14 protein-coding genes are annotated in these 14,431 nt (G+C 65.9%); 5 read left to right on the top strand and 9 right to left on the bottom strand.

Annotation, left to right across the window (positions count from 1 at the left end; genetic code table 11):
- Nucleotides 1-113: 113 nt before the first annotated feature.
- From CH262_RS06455 to thiO, 3 genes are read right to left on the bottom strand one after another with little or no spacing between them, the layout of a single operon-like run.
- On the bottom strand, nucleotides 114-866 hold the full coding sequence (locus tag CH262_RS06455) for a thiazole synthase (protein WP_032374723.1): 753 nt from the start codon (nucleotides 864-866) through the stop codon (nucleotides 114-116).
- A complete protein-coding gene (thiS, locus tag CH262_RS06450) occupies nucleotides 859-1,074 on the bottom strand; it encodes a sulfur carrier protein ThiS (protein ID WP_094717233.1) in 216 nt (71 codons plus the stop codon). Before thiS ends, CH262_RS06455 begins: the two co-directional genes overlap by 8 nt.
- Nucleotides 1,071-2,123: a glycine oxidase ThiO gene (thiO, locus tag CH262_RS06445; RefSeq protein ID WP_094717378.1), complete on the bottom strand. Its 1,053-nt coding sequence runs from the start codon at nucleotides 2,121-2,123 to the stop codon at nucleotides 1,071-1,073. The genes thiS and thiO overlap by 4 nt, the downstream gene beginning before the upstream one ends.
- Before the next feature lie 158 nt (nucleotides 2,124-2,281).
- Between thiO and thiE the strand changes: the two genes are divergently transcribed.
- A complete protein-coding gene (gene thiE, locus CH262_RS06440; RefSeq protein ID WP_027498488.1) occupies nucleotides 2,282-2,974 on the top strand; it encodes a thiamine phosphate synthase in 693 nt (230 codons plus the stop codon).
- A gap of 30 nt (nucleotides 2,975-3,004) precedes the next feature.
- On the opposite strand, the gene CH262_RS06435 is transcribed toward thiE, so the two are convergent.
- Entirely contained in the window at nucleotides 3,005-3,841 is an 837-nt protein-coding gene (locus tag CH262_RS06435; RefSeq protein ID WP_094717232.1) for an NUDIX hydrolase, read from the bottom strand.
- 85 nt (nucleotides 3,842-3,926) lie between these two features.
- On the opposite strand from CH262_RS06435, the gene CH262_RS06430 reads away from it, so the two are divergent.
- From CH262_RS06430 to CH262_RS06420, 3 genes are read left to right on the top strand one after another with little or no spacing between them, the layout of a single operon-like run.
- Nucleotides 3,927-5,231, top strand: coding sequence for a hypothetical protein (locus tag CH262_RS06430; protein ID WP_032365121.1), 1,305 nt, complete (start codon nucleotides 3,927-3,929; stop codon nucleotides 5,229-5,231).
- A complete protein-coding gene (locus CH262_RS06425; protein WP_027498491.1) occupies nucleotides 5,228-6,199 on the top strand; it encodes a glutamate ABC transporter substrate-binding protein in 972 nt (323 codons plus the stop codon). The genes CH262_RS06430 and CH262_RS06425 overlap by 4 nt, the downstream gene beginning before the upstream one ends.
- Nucleotides 6,200-6,210: 11 nt before the next feature.
- Entirely contained in the window at nucleotides 6,211-8,694 is a 2,484-nt protein-coding gene (locus tag CH262_RS06420) for a serine/threonine-protein kinase (RefSeq protein ID WP_094717231.1), read from the top strand.
- A 7-nt stretch (nucleotides 8,695-8,701) separates the two neighbouring features.
- On the opposite strand, the gene CH262_RS06415 is transcribed toward CH262_RS06420, so the two are convergent.
- Entirely contained in the window at nucleotides 8,702-9,886 is a 1,185-nt protein-coding gene (locus CH262_RS06415) for an acetate kinase (RefSeq protein WP_094717230.1), read from the bottom strand.
- On the bottom strand, nucleotides 9,883-12,000 hold the full coding sequence (gene pta / locus CH262_RS06410; RefSeq protein ID WP_179274113.1) for a phosphate acetyltransferase: 2,118 nt from the start codon (nucleotides 11,998-12,000) through the stop codon (nucleotides 9,883-9,885). Before pta ends, CH262_RS06415 begins: the two co-directional genes overlap by 4 nt.
- 60 nt (nucleotides 12,001-12,060) lie before the next feature.
- On the opposite strand from pta, the gene CH262_RS06405 reads away from it, so the two are divergent.
- Nucleotides 12,061-12,585, top strand: a complete 525-nt coding sequence (locus CH262_RS06405; protein WP_027498495.1) for a nitroreductase/quinone reductase family protein — start codon at nucleotides 12,061-12,063, stop codon at nucleotides 12,583-12,585.
- On the opposite strand, the gene fgd is transcribed toward CH262_RS06405, so the two are convergent.
- The 3 genes from fgd to CH262_RS06390 all read right to left on the bottom strand — a co-directional run bounded on the left by fgd (nucleotide 12,586) and on the right by CH262_RS06390 (nucleotide 14,330).
- Nucleotides 12,586-13,599 (bottom strand): glucose-6-phosphate dehydrogenase (coenzyme-F420), encoded by a 1,014-nt coding sequence (fgd, locus tag CH262_RS06400; RefSeq protein WP_027498496.1) that lies wholly within the window; start codon nucleotides 13,597-13,599, stop codon nucleotides 12,586-12,588.
- A 63-nt stretch (nucleotides 13,600-13,662) separates the two neighbouring features.
- Nucleotides 13,663-13,995: a YidH family protein gene (locus CH262_RS06395; protein ID WP_027498497.1), complete on the bottom strand. Its 333-nt coding sequence runs from the start codon at nucleotides 13,993-13,995 to the stop codon at nucleotides 13,663-13,665.
- Nucleotides 13,992-14,330 (bottom strand): hypothetical protein, encoded by a 339-nt coding sequence (locus tag CH262_RS06390; RefSeq protein ID WP_032386131.1) that lies wholly within the window; start codon nucleotides 14,328-14,330, stop codon nucleotides 13,992-13,994. Before CH262_RS06390 ends, CH262_RS06395 begins: the two co-directional genes overlap by 4 nt.
- Nucleotides 14,331-14,431 lie beyond the last annotated feature (101 nt).

Below are 14,431 nucleotides of genomic sequence, written 5' to 3'. Positions count from 1 at the left end.
ATGCGCGGGAATTCGCCCTCGTTTTGGCCACTATTCTGCGCGCGTTTCGCAAACGCGCGCGCGTTTGCGAAATACGCAGCACCACACAAAGTGCCGCGCCGCCGATGCAGCCGCTACATCGGCGAGCTGGCTTGCGCCCAGAATCGTTTCGGGATGCGGCCTGCATGTCGGGCCTGGTAACCCGCGGCCACCGCATGGCGCATCGCCGACGCCATCAGCGCCGGATCCTTGGCGCGTGTCACTGCGGTCGCGAGCAGCACTGCGTCGCAGCCGAGTTCCATCGCGAGGGTGGCGTCGCTCGCGGTGCCGATGCCCGCGTCGAGGATCACGGGCACCCCTGCGGCCTCGACGATCATCTCGATGTTGTGTGGGTTGGCGATGCCGAGGCCGGTGCCGATGGGTGAGCCGAGCGGCATGACGGCAACGCAGCCGATGTCTTCGAGACGCTTGGCCAGTACCGGGTCGTCGGTGGTGTACGGCAGCACCTGGAAACCGTCGTCGACGAGTTGCTCTGCAGCCTTGACCAATTCGATGGCGTCGGGCAGCAGGGTTCGCTCGTCGGCGATCACTTCGAGTTTCACCCAGTCGGTCTCGAGCGCCTCGCGGCCCAGCTGCGCGGTGAGCACGGCCTCGGCCGATCCTCGACACCCCGCGGTGTTCGGCAGCGGAGCGATGTTCAGCCGGCGCAGCAGATCGAGCACTCCCGTCCCACCCGCGGCGTCGACGCGGCGCATCGCGACGGTGGTCAGTTCGGTTCCCGATGCGACGAGGGCTTCCTCGAGGACGGCGAGGTTGGCCGCTCCCCCGGTGCCGGTGATGAGCCGGGACGTGAAGGTGCGATCGGCGATGGTGAGTGCGCTAGCCACCCTGAACCGCCGTGAGAACGTCGATGGTCCAACCCTTTTGGACGTCGGTGGTGTCCCATCGACTCTTGGGCAGCACGGCACCGTCGACGGCGACGGCAATGCCTTTCTCGGGCATGTCGAGGAATTCGAGCAGCCGACGCATGGTCATGTCCTCGGTGAGCAGGTGATCCTCGCCGTTGACGGTGATCCCGATGGCAACCTGGGTCATGGTGTCCTTTCGATCTGTGAGAAGCGTTCGGGTGTGGCTGCTTTCGCCTCGGGCAGCGTCTCGCCCGAAACGAGAGCGGCGACGGCGTCGGCGGTGATCGGCGCGAGCAGAATGCCGTTGCGCCCGTGCCCGGTAGCGACGATCACGTTGTCGGCGAGTCTGCCGATCAACGGCAGCCCGTCGGGGCTCATCGGCCGTAATCCTGCAGCGGTTTCGTACAGCTCGTACTCGCCGATACTCGGCATGAGTCGTTCGGCGTCGGCGATCAGGTCTCGTACCCCCGCCACGGTGACCTGGGTGTCCTCACCGGATTCGTATTGTGTTGCGCCGACGACCAATCCGTCGCCGCGTGGCACCAGGTACACGGGTCGGCCGTGTACGGTTCCGCGGATCGTGCGGTGCGGTGGCGGTGCGGCGCTGGGCCGGCGACGCAGCCGCAGGATTTCGCCTTTCACCGGCCTGACCGGCAGTGTCGGCCACAGTGCGGCGCAGCGAGAACCGGCGGCCAGGACCACCTGATCGGCGTCGGGAATTGCGTCGACCGAGGTTGCCACGAACTCCACTCCGGCGTCGAGACATCCCTGTTCGAGCGCGGCAACCAGGGCCCGATTGTCGACGGACAGCTCGGTCGGTGCCAACAACCCGAGCCGAATGTTCTGCGCCAATGCAGGTTCGAGTTCACGCACCTGCGCGCGGCCGAGAATCTCGAGCTCGTGTCCCTGCTCGCCCACCCATTCGGCGATCGTGCGCAGGTCGGTGGCGTCGGCGGAGTCGAGGGCAACCGTCATCGATCCGGTGGCCGAGAACACCGACGGGCCGGGAAGGCGTCCGGCGAAGTCCGGCCACCGTGCGAGCGACGCGGCACCGAGCCGTAGAAGTTCGTGTTCACCGGGCCACCCCTCGGACAGCGGGGCCAGCATGCCGCCGGCGACCCACGACGCGCCTCGACCCAGCGCAGGATCGTGCACCACCACCCGGTGGCCGTCCTGGCTCAGGCGCAGCGCCGTCGACAGCCCGATGACGCCTCCGCCGATAACGACGATATGCACGCGATTCACGTCCTCACTCCCTGCGCCCGCATGATCGGGTTCAGGTATTGACGGTAAGGGCGGCGAACCCACTCTCAGCCCCACGATCCTCGGGACTCCCGCGATATGTCGGCCACTCCGTCGTCGGTCGCGGCTGCCATGAGAATACAGTTCGTTTCGTGCACCCAACTCAGACCGTCCGCAACCAGACTCCTCGCGAGCGTCTTGCGTCCGCTCGCCTCTACCTGTGTACCGATGCCCGACGCGACAAGGGCGATCTCGCGCAGTTCGCCGAGGCCGCGTTGTCCGGTGGCGTCGACATCATCCAGCTGCGCGACAAGAACTCCGCCGGTGAGCGCCAGTTCGGGCCGCTCGAGGCCAAGGACGAGCTCGCTGCGCTGGCGATTCTGCTCGCGGCCACCAAACGCCACGGCGCCTTGCTGGCCGTCAACGACCGCGCGGATCTGGCGCTGGCCTCCGGTGCCGACGTCCTGCATCTGGGCCAGGGCGACCTGCCGGTGCACTACGCGCGCCAGATCCTCGGCCCGGATGTGGTGATCGGACGCTCGACGCAGAACCGCGCGCAGTCCTCGCTCGCCGCGATCGAGGACGGCGTCGACTACTTCGCCGTCGGTCCGGTGTGGCCGACGCCCACCAAGCCCAACCGCTCGGCCGCCGGGCTGGAGACTCTGCGGGCCACCGCGGATGCGTTGCCGGAGCGGCCGTGGTTCGCCATCGGCGGCGTCGACGCGACCAATGTGGATCAGGTTCGGGCGGCGGGAGCCGAGCGCATCGTGGTCGTTCGGGCGATCACCGAGGCGCGCGATCCGCAGGCTGCTGCACGCGCGCTGGTACAGGCGCTACAGAACTGATGTCACCGGGCTGATGTCACGGAACTGACGTCACAGCCAGGCGAGCACGGCGGACGGCGAGAGCACCTGCACCGCGCCGGGCAGTCGATTCTGCAGTCCGCGGTCGGCGGTAACCAGTGCGGTCAGGTCTGTCGATCGGTGGGCCTGATCGGTCAGGGTGTCGTCGCCGGTGCCGTCCGCGAGGATCACCGGGATGCGCGGATCGTCGACAACGGCGTCGCGCGCTTGCCCCTCGAGCACGGCCTCGATGCGGGTGAGCCAGCCGTACTGGCCGCTGGGTAGTTCCACCGTGCGCGGCAGTGTCGCGGCCAGCGACGTCAACAGTGCGCCGGTCGAGCCGGCGCGGTCCTTCCACCAGCCGTCGGGCCGGGAGCCGAGAACGTTGGCGGTGTCGAGCAGTACGCGCAGCGGCTCGGTACGCAGCGACGGCCAGCTCGACGCGAAACCCGGGTGCAGTGGCAGCTCGCCGACGATGGACTCCGGCACCCACCGCAGTTCCGTGCTCTCGCCGTTCGGGACGGTGGCCAGCGGGTGATCGGTGTCGGCGATGACCGTGGTGTACGACCAACCGCTCGGGACTGCGGCGGTGACACGCTCGCTGCGCACGCTCAACTGTTCGGCCGAGATACCGGCTTCCTCGTGCGCCTCGCGGACCGCCGCATGCTCGGTGCTCTCGTGCGAATCGCGAGCCCCGCCCGGCAGGGCCCACGTTCCGCCCTGATGACTCCACAACGCGCGGTGCTGCAGCAACACCATCGGTTCGCCCCTATCGGAGGGCGCACGGAGCAGCAGACCGGCGGCACCGTGCTTGCCCCAGTGCCGAGAACCGTTCTCACCGATCACCCAACCGTCCCCGTCACCGCGCATGCTCCCCACCCTAGGTGAACCGCCTCGCCGTAGTGACTGTGCTGTAGTGGCTGCAGTGCGGTCCGCCTGCTTATATGCTCGATGCGTGATCGCGGCCGGCATTACTCCCTCTGCTGCCGTCCCCCCGACAACGGCACCCCACGTCGGTGCCGCTGCAGGCAAGCCACCGGTTCGATACACGATGCGTTCGACGCCTGCGCGGTTGGTCGCGATGGGTACCGCGCTGGTCGTCTTGGCGCTGACGGTCGGAAATCTCGCGTCCACGGCGGTGACCGATCGAGTCGACACTCTCGGGACACTGCTGGTGCGCACCGAGCCGTTCGCCAACTCGGCTCAGAATCTCTACGGTGCCCTGTCGGTGGCCGACGCGGCGGCCGCGTCGGCCTTCATCGCCGGTGGGCTCGAGCAACCCGAAGTACGTGACCGGTACTCGCAGGCATTGGGTGAGGCGTCGTCGGAATTGATCGCCGCGTCCGCCGGGGTCACCGACAAGGACGAGGCCACCAGCGCGGTGCTGACGCAGATCGCTACCGGGTTGCCGGTGTACAGCGGGCTGGTCGAGACGGCGCGAGCGAACAATCGCAGCGGGAACCCGGTGGGTGCGGCTTATCTCGGCGAGGCGTCGACGATGATGCAGTCCAGCCTGTTGCCGCTGGCCGAGAAGTTGTACACCGAGCAGGCCTCCCGCGTCTCGGCCGATCAGGAGAGGTTCACCAGTCCCCCGTACTTCGCGATCGGGTCGGTGGTGTTCCTGTTGCTGATGACCGGTCTCGCTCAGTGGTATCTGTCCCGGACGACGCGTCGCACACTGAATGTCGGTTTTCTCGGTGCCACGGCCGCGCTGGCCGGCTTGCTCGGGTGGATGTTGGTGGTGGGGTTGATCTCGTCGATCGCCACCGACCGCGCTATCGACCGCGGGGTGGCGCCGCTGAAGTCCTACACGACGGGTTTCATTCTGGCCCAGCAGGCCAGGGCGGACGAGACACTCGACCTGGCCCGCCGCGGTGGCAGTCAGGATTACGGACAGTCGTTCGCCGGCAACGTCTCTCGGCTCGCGGACATGTTCGAGGGCGACCCCGAGGTGACCGAGGCCCTGAACAACTGGTCGGCCTCGCATGCGCGCATCGATTCGGCGCTCGAGGTCGGCGACTTCAACGGTGCGGTGTCGATAGCGACCGGATCGGGTGACTCGGATTCGGCGGCCGCGTTCAATGCTCTCGACAGTGTGCTGGTCGACGGGATCGACAGTGCCCGAAGCGAACTGCGCTCCAACATCGACCGATCGGTCTGGGTCCTGTCGGGTTTGTCGAACGGCGCGTACGTGCTGACGGTCGTGGCGTCGGTGGCGTTCGGCGTCGGCCTGTTCCCGAGGTTGCGTGAGTACCTGTGAAACGTCTGCTCGCCGCCGGCCTCGTCGCGACTGCCCTGCTCGTCGGGTGCTCACCGCCGGAAAGAATTGCGGCACAGACCGATACGACGTTCACCGAACCCCCTCTCCCCGACGGTGCCGCCGTCGCAGCTCGGCCCACCGAAACACCGGCGGACGACGAGTGCGCTCGCCCCACGGCGAGTCTGCGGCCGCTGCCGACCGGCACCGACGCGCCACTTCCTCCGCAGCCGACCATCGATGCACTCCGTGCCAAGGGTCGCCTCGTCGTCGGCCTCGACACGGGCAGTAACCTTTTCAGCTTTCGCGACCCCATGACCGGGCAGCTGGTCGGGTTCGACGTGGACATCGCTCGGGAGATTTCACGCGACCTGTTCGGAGACCCGAACCGGTTGGACTTCCGAATTCTCACGTCCGCACAGCGCCTCGAAGCTTTGCAGGACTCGACGGTGGACATCGTGGTGAAAACCATGACGATCACGTGCGCCCGGCGTAAGGACGTCCAGTTCTCCACCGTGTACTTCCAAGCGCAGCACCGAGTTCTGGTGGTGCAGGGCTCGGGTATCCGTGGGGTCGGGGATCTGGCGGGCAAGCGGGTGTGCGCGGTGGAGGGCACCACGTCGCTGCGTCGCCTGCAGCGGGTGCAGCCTGCGGCGACCGTGGTGACGGTGCCGATGTGGTCGGATTGCCTGGTGGTACTGCAACAACGACAGGTCGACGCCATCAGCACCGACGACGCCATCCTGGCCGGACTGGCCGCACAGGACCCGTACCTCGAGATCGTCGGCGACAGTCTGAGCCCGGAACCGTACGGCGTGGGCATCAACAAGAAGAACGAGGATCTCGTGCGCTTCGTCAACGGAACGTTGGCACGCATCAGGTCCGACGGCACCTGGAACCGCATCTACAACAAGTGGCTGACGGTGCTCGGCCCCTCCCCCGGTCCACCCACCGCGTCGTACAGCGATTAGAGGCGCACGTCATGGACGAGGACGAACAGCAACCCACCGCTCCCGCGCAACGCACGCAGGCGGTGTCACGGGATCAACTCACATCGACGGACGGCGTCGAACGCACGCAGGCGGTCTCGCGGCCGGAAGCAACGCCGACGGACGGCGTCGAACGCACGCAGGCGGTGTCCCGGTCGCCGATCGACGACCGGACCGCACCGACTCCGGGGCCGAATTCGCCGGTAGGCGACGGCAACTCGAAGTCCGCGGTTGCCAAATCCTCAGCGGCCAAATCCGGCATGTCGCAGAGCGCGTCCACTCGGGCAAGGACCGGTCGATCTCGCTCCGGTCGTTCCCGCAGTACCGGCATTCGGCGTCGTCTCGGCGGCGGCCTGGTGGAGGTTCCGCGGGTCGAGCCGATCGATCCGGCGACCGCGGTGATGTCGGATCCTACGGTGCCGCAGCACAAACGGTTCTGCTGGAAGTGCAACGCCAAGGTGGGGCGCAGCGAACCGGGCGAGCCCGACATCTCGGTGGGCGTGTGCCCACACTGCGGCACCACCTTCGATTTCACGCCGCTGCTCGAGCCGGGTGATCGAGTGGTGGGCCAGTACGACGTGCAGGGGTGCATCGCGCACGGCGGTCTGGGGTGGATCTACCTCGCCATCGACCGTAACGTCAGCGACCGCTGGGTAGTACTCAAAGGCCTACTGCATTTCGGCGACGAGGAAGCACATGCGGTGGCGGTCGCCGAGCGTCAATTCCTCGCCGAGGTAGCGCATCCCGGCGTCGTCAAGATCTACAACTTCGTCGAACAACCCCGCGGCGACGGCACCTCCGTCGGATTCATCGTCATGGAGTACGTGGGTGGTCGTTCGCTGCGCGACATCCTGACCGCATGCGGCGACGACGCTCGCATGCCGGTCGAGCAGGCACTGGCCTACGTACTCGAAGTGCTTCCGGCACTGGGTTATCTGCATTCGATCGGGCTGGTCTACAACGATCTCAAGCCCGAGAACATCATGGTCTCCGAGGACCAGATCAAGTTGATCGACCTCGGTGCGGTGGCCGGCATCGAGGATTACGGCTACCTGTACGGCACGGTGGGGTACCAGGCACCGGAGATCGTGAAGACCGGGCCGACAGTGGCGTCGGACATCTACACCGTCGGCCGCACCCTCGCGGTGCTGACGCTGGACATGCCGTCGAAGAACGGCAAGTACCTCGACGGCCTGCCCTCGGTCGCAGAATCGGACGTGCTGCAGCAGTTCCCGTCGCTGCATCGCCTGCTGCTTCGAGCCACCAACGCAGACCCGACTCGGCGGTTCCGGTCCGCCGACGAATTCGCGGGGCAGGCAACCGGCGTGCTGCGCGAGATCCTGGCGATCCGGACGGGCGTCGAGCGGCCCGGCCTGTCCGCGGTCTTCAGCCCGCCGCGTACGACGTTCGGTACGGAGCAGTCGGTGGGTCGTACCGATACCTACGTCGACGGCAAGGTACGCCACGAGCGCATGACGGCAGCCGAAGTGGTTGCCGCACTGCCGGTTCCCCTGGTCGATCCCAACGATCCGAGCGCTCCCCTGCTGGCTGCCGCCGTGCACGTCGAAGCTCAGCAGACTCTGGACTCACTGCAGCACGCCAAGCGGAACGGCATCGAGCGGGTGTCGGCCGGTACGTCAGGTGCCACCGGTTCCGCGCCCGCGGGAGCGAGCCTGGAGATCACCCTCGCGGAGGTCAAGGCGCACCTCGATCTGGGGCACGTCGTGGAGGCCACCGACATCCTGTCGAAGGTGCAATCCGAGGATCATGCCGCCGATCCGTGGCGGGTGCAGTGGTACGCCGGATTGATCGCCTTGCTCCACCACGAATACGATTCTGCGTTCACGAGTTTCGACAACGTGCTCGGAGCGATGCCCGGCGAGCTCGCGCCCAAACTGGCGCTCGGTGCCACGTCGGAATTGTTGGGGCATGTCGCGCTCGGCAACGACGAGGACGCCGAGAAGTGGCGGGCCAGAGCCGAGGGCCTGTACCGCGCCGTGTGGCGCACCAACAGGGGCATCGTCAGCTCGGCGTTCGGTCTGGCCCGGCAGCTGCAGCGCCGCGGTGATCAGACCGGTGCCATCGCTGCACTGGACCAGGTTCCGATCAGCTCGCGGCACTACTCGATGGCACGGATGACCAGTGTGCTGACCTTGCTGATGGATCGCTCGCGCGCCGAGCTGTCCGAGGCCGATTTCCGTTCTGCCGCACGGCGAGTGGCGCTGCTCCCCAAGGCGGAGAGCCGAGCACTGCAGATGCGGACGTTGGTCCTGGCGATGGCCCTGGACTGGATCGTCTCCGGTCACGCGTCCACGGCAGAACGCGAACCGATACTCAGCGTGCCGTTCACCGAGGACGGTTTGCGGCGCGGCACCGAGAAGGGTCTGCGGGCCCTGGCCCGCAGCGCAACCGATCGCGCGCACCGGTTCTCGTTGGTGGACCTGGCGAATGCGATCCGTCCGCGTTCACTGTTCTAGCGGTACGTCAGGAGCGAACCAGATCGTCCGTCGATCGGGCGATCGCCAGCTCCTCGTTCGTCGGCACCACCAGCACCGTGACGGCCGAGGAGTCGGCCGAGATCACGCGAGCCGACTTGCTGCGCACGGCATTACGTTCGGGGTCGATCCGAATGCCGAAGTGCTCCAGGTTCGCCAGCGCGTCGGCGCGCACGGCAGCGGCGTTCTCGCCGACTCCCGCGGTGAACGTGAGGACGTCGAGCCGCCCGAGCCCGATCATGTACGCGCCGATGTACTTACGCAGCCGGTGGATGTACACGTCGTAGGCCAACCGGGCCGACGCGTCGCCGTCGTCGATGCGTTGCTGCAGTTCCCGGAAGTCGTTGACCCCGGACAGTCCGATCAGACCCGACCGGCGGTTGAGGAGAGTGTCGATGTCGTCGACACTCATCCCAGCGCTACGACGCAGATGCATGATCACACCGGGGTCGATATCCCCACTGCGGGTGCCCATCACCAGTCCCTCGAGTGGGGTCAGACCCATCGACGTATCGACCGCCCGGCCCCCGTCGACCGCCGATGCCGACGCACCGTTGCCCAGATGCAGCACGATCTGCTTGAGATCCCCGAGATCGCGTTCCAGGAACTGCGCAACCTGCTCGGACACGTAGCGGTGCGAGGTGCCGTGAAAGCCGTAGCGCCTGATGTCGTGTTCGGCTGCGACGGCGGCGTCGATCGCGTACGTCGCAGCAGCGTCGGGCAGAGAATGGAAGAACGCCGTGTCGAACACGGCTACATGCGGCACGTTCGGCAGTTGCTTGCGCGCCACCTCGATACCGAGGACGTTGGGCGGATTGTGCAGCGGCGCAAGACTGCTCAGATCCGAGATCTGCTGAACGACAGCGTCGTCGATGATCGTGGGGCGATAGAACACCGTGCCACCGTGCACGACGCGATGCCCGACGGCGGTGACGTCGGACCCCAGTTCGATGCCGGCGTCGGCAAGCATCTCGAACGCGAGAGCCAACCCGTCCCCGTGGTCCTCGATGTGCTGGATTCGCTCGGTGCTCTCGCCGCGGTAGTCCAGTTCGACGCGCCCGTCGGATTCACCGATGCGCTCGACGAGACCACTGGCCAGCGATTCGCCCGAATCGGGATCGACCAGTTGGAATTTGACCGAGGACGAACCCGAGTTGACGACGAGGATGCTCACGCCTGTGCCTCCTGCTGGGAGATACCCTGCGCCTGAATGGCGGTGATGGCGACGGTGTTGACGATGTCCTCGACCAGTGCCCCACGCGAGAGGTCGTTGACGGGCTTGCGCAGGCCCTGCAGTACCGGCCCGACAGCGACGGCACCGGCGCTGCGCTGAACGGCCTTGTAGGTGTTGTTGCCGGTGTTGAGGTCGGGGAAGATGAACACCGTTGCGCGGCCTGCCACGTCGGAATCCGGCAGCTTCGATTTCGCGACCGACGGTTCGATGGCCGCGTCGTACTGAATGGGGCCCTCCACCAACAGTTCCGGGTTACGTTCGCGCACGATCGCCGTCGCTTGCCGCACCTTGTCGACGTCGGCTCCCGAACCGGATTCGCCGGTGGAGTACGACAGCATCGCCACCCGCGGTTCGATACCGAACTGGGCCGAGGTCTGCGCCGAGGAAATGGCGATGTCGGCCAACTGCTCGGCCGTCGGGTCCGGCACGACGGCGCAGTCGCCGTAGGCCAGTACGCGATCGGACAGGCACATCAGGAAGATCGACGAGACCGTCGACACGCCCTCGGTGGTCTTGATGATCTCGAACGACGGCTTGATGGTGTGCGCGGTCGTGTGCGCCGCTCCCGACACCATGCCGTCGGCAATACCCTTGTGCACCATCATGGTTCCGAAGTAGGAGATGTCGGCCATGATCTCGCGGGCACGCTCGATCGTCATCCCCTTGTGCTTGCGCAGTTCGGTGTACTCCTGCGCGAATTCCTCGGCGTAGTCGCAGTTCTTGGGGTCGAGGATAGTTGCCGAGTCCAGATCCACTCCCAGTTCCGATGCACGACGTCGAATCGGGCCTTCTTCGCCGAGGATCGTGAGGTCCGCGACCTGGCGTTGCAGCAGCCTTCCGGCGGCCCGCAGAATTCGGTCGTCGCCGCCCTCGGGGAGCACGATGTGCTTGCGATCGGCACGCGCTCGATGGATCAGCTGGTACTCGAACATCTGCGGAGTCGTGATGGTCGGAATGGCGATATCGAGCCGCCCCAGAAGGGTTTTGGCGTCCACCCGTTGCTCCATCAGGCCCAGCGCGGTGTCGACCTTGCGCTGAGAACCGACGGCAACACGGCCGCGGGTCTGCGCCGCAGCCGATGCGGTGTCGAAGGTTCCGAGCTCGGTGGTCAGAATCGGCAGTCTCGGTCCGAGACCGGCGACCAGTCGTGCGATCGCCGGGTGCGGTTCGATGCCGCCGTTCATGATGATGCCAGCGAGGGACGGAAAACCCTCCGCCTCATGAGCATTGACGAGTGCGAGCAGTACGTCGGACCGGTCTGCCGGCGCGATGACGACGACACCTTCGGTGAGCCGCTCCAGAATGTGCTCGGCCGTCATACCGCCGACCATCACCCGCATCGCTTCTCGCTGCAACAACGACGAGTCGCCGCTGTAGAGCGTTCCGTCCACCGCGTCGAGCAACTCCGCCATGGTCGGAGCGACGAGCAACGGAATCTCCGGCAGGCTCCACGCCGGAACGTCGACCGACGCCAATGCGTCGGTGACGGCGTCCAACTGATCCGGATCGCACCGGTTCGCCACGATCGCGGCGAGATGGGCGTGATGCTGCCGCAGTTCGGCCTGGCACAGCGCCGCCAACTGGGCGATCTCGTCGGGGGTTCGGTCGGAGCCTCGCAGCGCGAGGAGCACGGGGGCACCGAGATTGACCGCGATGCGCGCATTGAAGCCAAGTTCACTCGGGCTGCCGACGTCGGTGTAATCGCTACCCACGATCACCACGGCGTCGCACTGCGCAGCCACCTCGTGATACCGACTGACGATCTCGCTCAGCGCCGCATCCTGATCGGAATGCACCTGCTCATAAGTGACCCCGAGAGACTGCTCGTAACTCAGATCGGCGGTCGTGTGCTCGACGAGCAATTCGAGAATGTAATCCGGCTCCTCCGTCGAACGAGCGATAGGCCGAAACACACCGACCCGGGCCGTCGTCGCGGCGAGCATCTGCAGCACACCCAACGCAATCGTGGACTTGCCGGAGTCGCCTTCCGGTGACGCGACATAAATACTCGAGGGATACATGTCAGCCGTCTCGGCACCGGTGGACTCAGCCATGCCCGCCAGCTTAATGGTTGGGGTGTTGACACCGAGCACAGTCGGGTTGTCCCATGAGCCATGGCCGAATCACCGTTTCCGGATGTTCGTTGGGGCAGCGAGACATCGTTCATCCGCAAGCCCGCCGTCAAGTTCGCGTCGACCAAGCCCGGTTCGTGGGTGATCAGGAACCTCGCAGGCGTAGACCGCTGGTTGTTGACCAAGTCGAACGGCCGATTCACCGTCCTCGGACCGATCGCCGCTCCGGTGGTGCTGTTGACCACCACCGGACGCAAATCCGGTAAGCCGAGGACGAGTCCGCTGTTGTACTACCGGGAGGGTGATCGGATTTTCGTCGTCGGATCCAATTTCGGCCAACAACACCATCCGGCATGGACGTCGAATCTTCTGGCCGATCCGAAGGCCGTCGTCACTATCGGCGGCAGGAAGATACCGGTCACCGCCACCCGAATCACCGGCGACGAGAAGGCGCGTATCTACCGACAGTTCGACGCGATGGTGGAGGTCTACGGCGAGTACGAAACAAGGACCGACCGAGACATGCGATTGTTCGCACTCTCGGCCGATCCCCGCACTTCGACGTAGCTAGCCGAGCTTGCGCAGGCGCGGTGCCAGATCCTTCTCGAACAGCTCGAGGAAACGCTTCTGGTCGTGTCCGGGCGCGTGGAACACCAGGTGGTTCAGGCCGGCGTCGGTGTACTGCTTGACCTTCTCGACGGCCTCGTCCGGGTCCGAAGCCACGATCCAACGCTTGGCGACCTGCTCGATCGGCAGCTCGTCGGCGGCTTTCTCCATCTCCATCGGGTCGTCGATGGAGTGCTTCTGCTCCGGCGTCAGCGACAGCGGGGCCCAGAAACGGCAATTCTCCAGTGCCAGTTCGGGATCGGTGTCGTAGCTGATCTTGATCTCGATCATCTTGTCGATCTCACCGGCGTCACGCTCTGCCTTGCCTGCACCCTCTTCGACGGCCGGGAGGAGCTTGTCGGTGTAGAGCTCCATGCCCTTGCCCGACGTGCAGATGAAGCCGTCGCCCGCGCGTCCCGCATATCGCGCGACGACGGGTCCGCCGGCCGCGATGTAGACGGGGATGCCGCCCTCGGGGACGTCGTAGATCGACGCGCCCTTGGTCGTGTAGTACTCGCCCTCGAAGTCGACGCGATCGCCGAGCCACAGCTCGCGCATCAAGCGGACCGACTCACGCAGTCGTGCGAAACGCTCCTTGAACTCCGGCCATTCACCGGTGAATCCGGTGGCGATCTCGTTGAGCGCCTCACCGGTTCCCACTCCGAGCATGATGCGCCCGGGGTAGAGGCAGCCCATCGTGGCGAACGCCTGCGCGATGACCGACGGGTTGTAGCGGAACGTCGGCGTCAGAACGGACGTCCCGAGCTGGATCGTCTTCGTGCGCTCGCCGACGGCGGTCATCCAGGCCAGAGAGAACGGGGCATGACCGCCCTCGTGACGCCACGGTTGAAAGTGGTCACTGACAGTCGCGGAGTCCATACCGTGTTGCTCGGCGAGAACACCGAGTTCGACGAGCTCCCGCGGCCCGAACTGCTCCGCCGATGCTTTGTATCCGAGCTTGAGACCCTGCGCCACGCCGAACTCCTGTCGTTGGTCGTCTAGTACTTCGATTGTGCACCTGCGGCGATTAGCGGTGTGCTACTGGATCCCCAGAACAGTGACCACCGCAGCCAATACTGCTACTGCGCCGATGCCGACCGCGAAGATCCACAGGTCCCGGGACTCGGGCATGGGCGCTCCGCTCTCGAGGGCGGCGCGCACTCGCATCCATCGCCGTAGTCCGATGACGGGTGCAGCGGCCGCGAGGCCGATGAGAATCAGACCGAGTGCAGTGCGAACCCAGCCGGTGCTGAATCCTGGAACCAGGTGAACGATTGCAATCCCGCCGGCGAGCAAACCGAGCGAGGTTCTCAGCCAGGCAAGAAAGGTGCGTTCACTGGCGAGGGTGAACCGCTCGTCGGGGCGCGTCACGCTGGAGCGGTGATGCGTTCGCGGATGAGTCGGGCAACGAGTTCAGGATCGTCGGGGGTGAAGACCGGCGAGATGCGGCGGATGGTGAGCACCACTGCAGTGTCCTTCTTCGGACGCATGACGTCCAGCGGGAGCCACTGGTCGGTTGTCGACGCGCCCCACAGTCGCCAACGTCCGTTCCAGTTGCCCAGCACGGCGGTGTCGACGGCGCGAATGTCACCGTAGGGAACGAACTTCTCGATCGCGAACGGAAAGTAGTAGTGCCGCAACGTGACCCCGCTGTCGTCCACGCGCACGAGACCGTCGCCGTAGTGGACCGTGGATGTTGTTCGCATAGTTAACGGTAGGCCTGCTCTGCACGCTCTCGCAACCGTGATCTGGAAACCTGTCGGCGGGTCGAGATACTCTTCCTTCAGTTCGAACACGCGTTCTGAAC

This window comes from Rhodococcus sp. 05-2255-1e (assembly GCF_002259025.1).
Classification (GTDB): Bacteria; Actinomycetota; Actinomycetes; order Mycobacteriales; family Mycobacteriaceae; genus Rhodococcoides; species Rhodococcoides fascians.
Note: the sequence above shows the minus strand (reverse complement) of the source record. Positions and strands in the feature narration are given on the sequence as shown.

Excerpts from the sequence above, each read along its gene's own strand:
- thiS (WP_094717233.1), bottom strand. The coding sequence starts at position 1,074 with ATGACCCAGGTTGCCATCGGGATCACCGTCAACGGCGAGGATCACCTG.
- pta (WP_179274113.1), bottom strand. The coding sequence starts at position 12,000 with ATGGCTGAGTCCACCGGTGCCGAGACGGCTGACATGTATCCCTCGAGT.
- CH262_RS06420 (WP_094717231.1), top strand. The coding sequence starts at position 6,211 with ATGGACGAGGACGAACAGCAACCCACCGCTCCCGCGCAACGCACGCAG.
- CH262_RS06435 (WP_094717232.1), bottom strand. The coding sequence starts at position 3,841 with ATGCGCGGTGACGGGGACGGTTGGGTGATCGGTGAGAACGGTTCTCGG.
- CH262_RS06405 (WP_027498495.1), top strand. The coding sequence starts at position 12,061 with ATGGCCGAATCACCGTTTCCGGATGTTCGTTGGGGCAGCGAGACATCG.
- CH262_RS06390 (WP_032386131.1), bottom strand. The coding sequence starts at position 14,330 with ATGCGAACAACATCCACGGTCCACTACGGCGACGGTCTCGTGCGCGTG.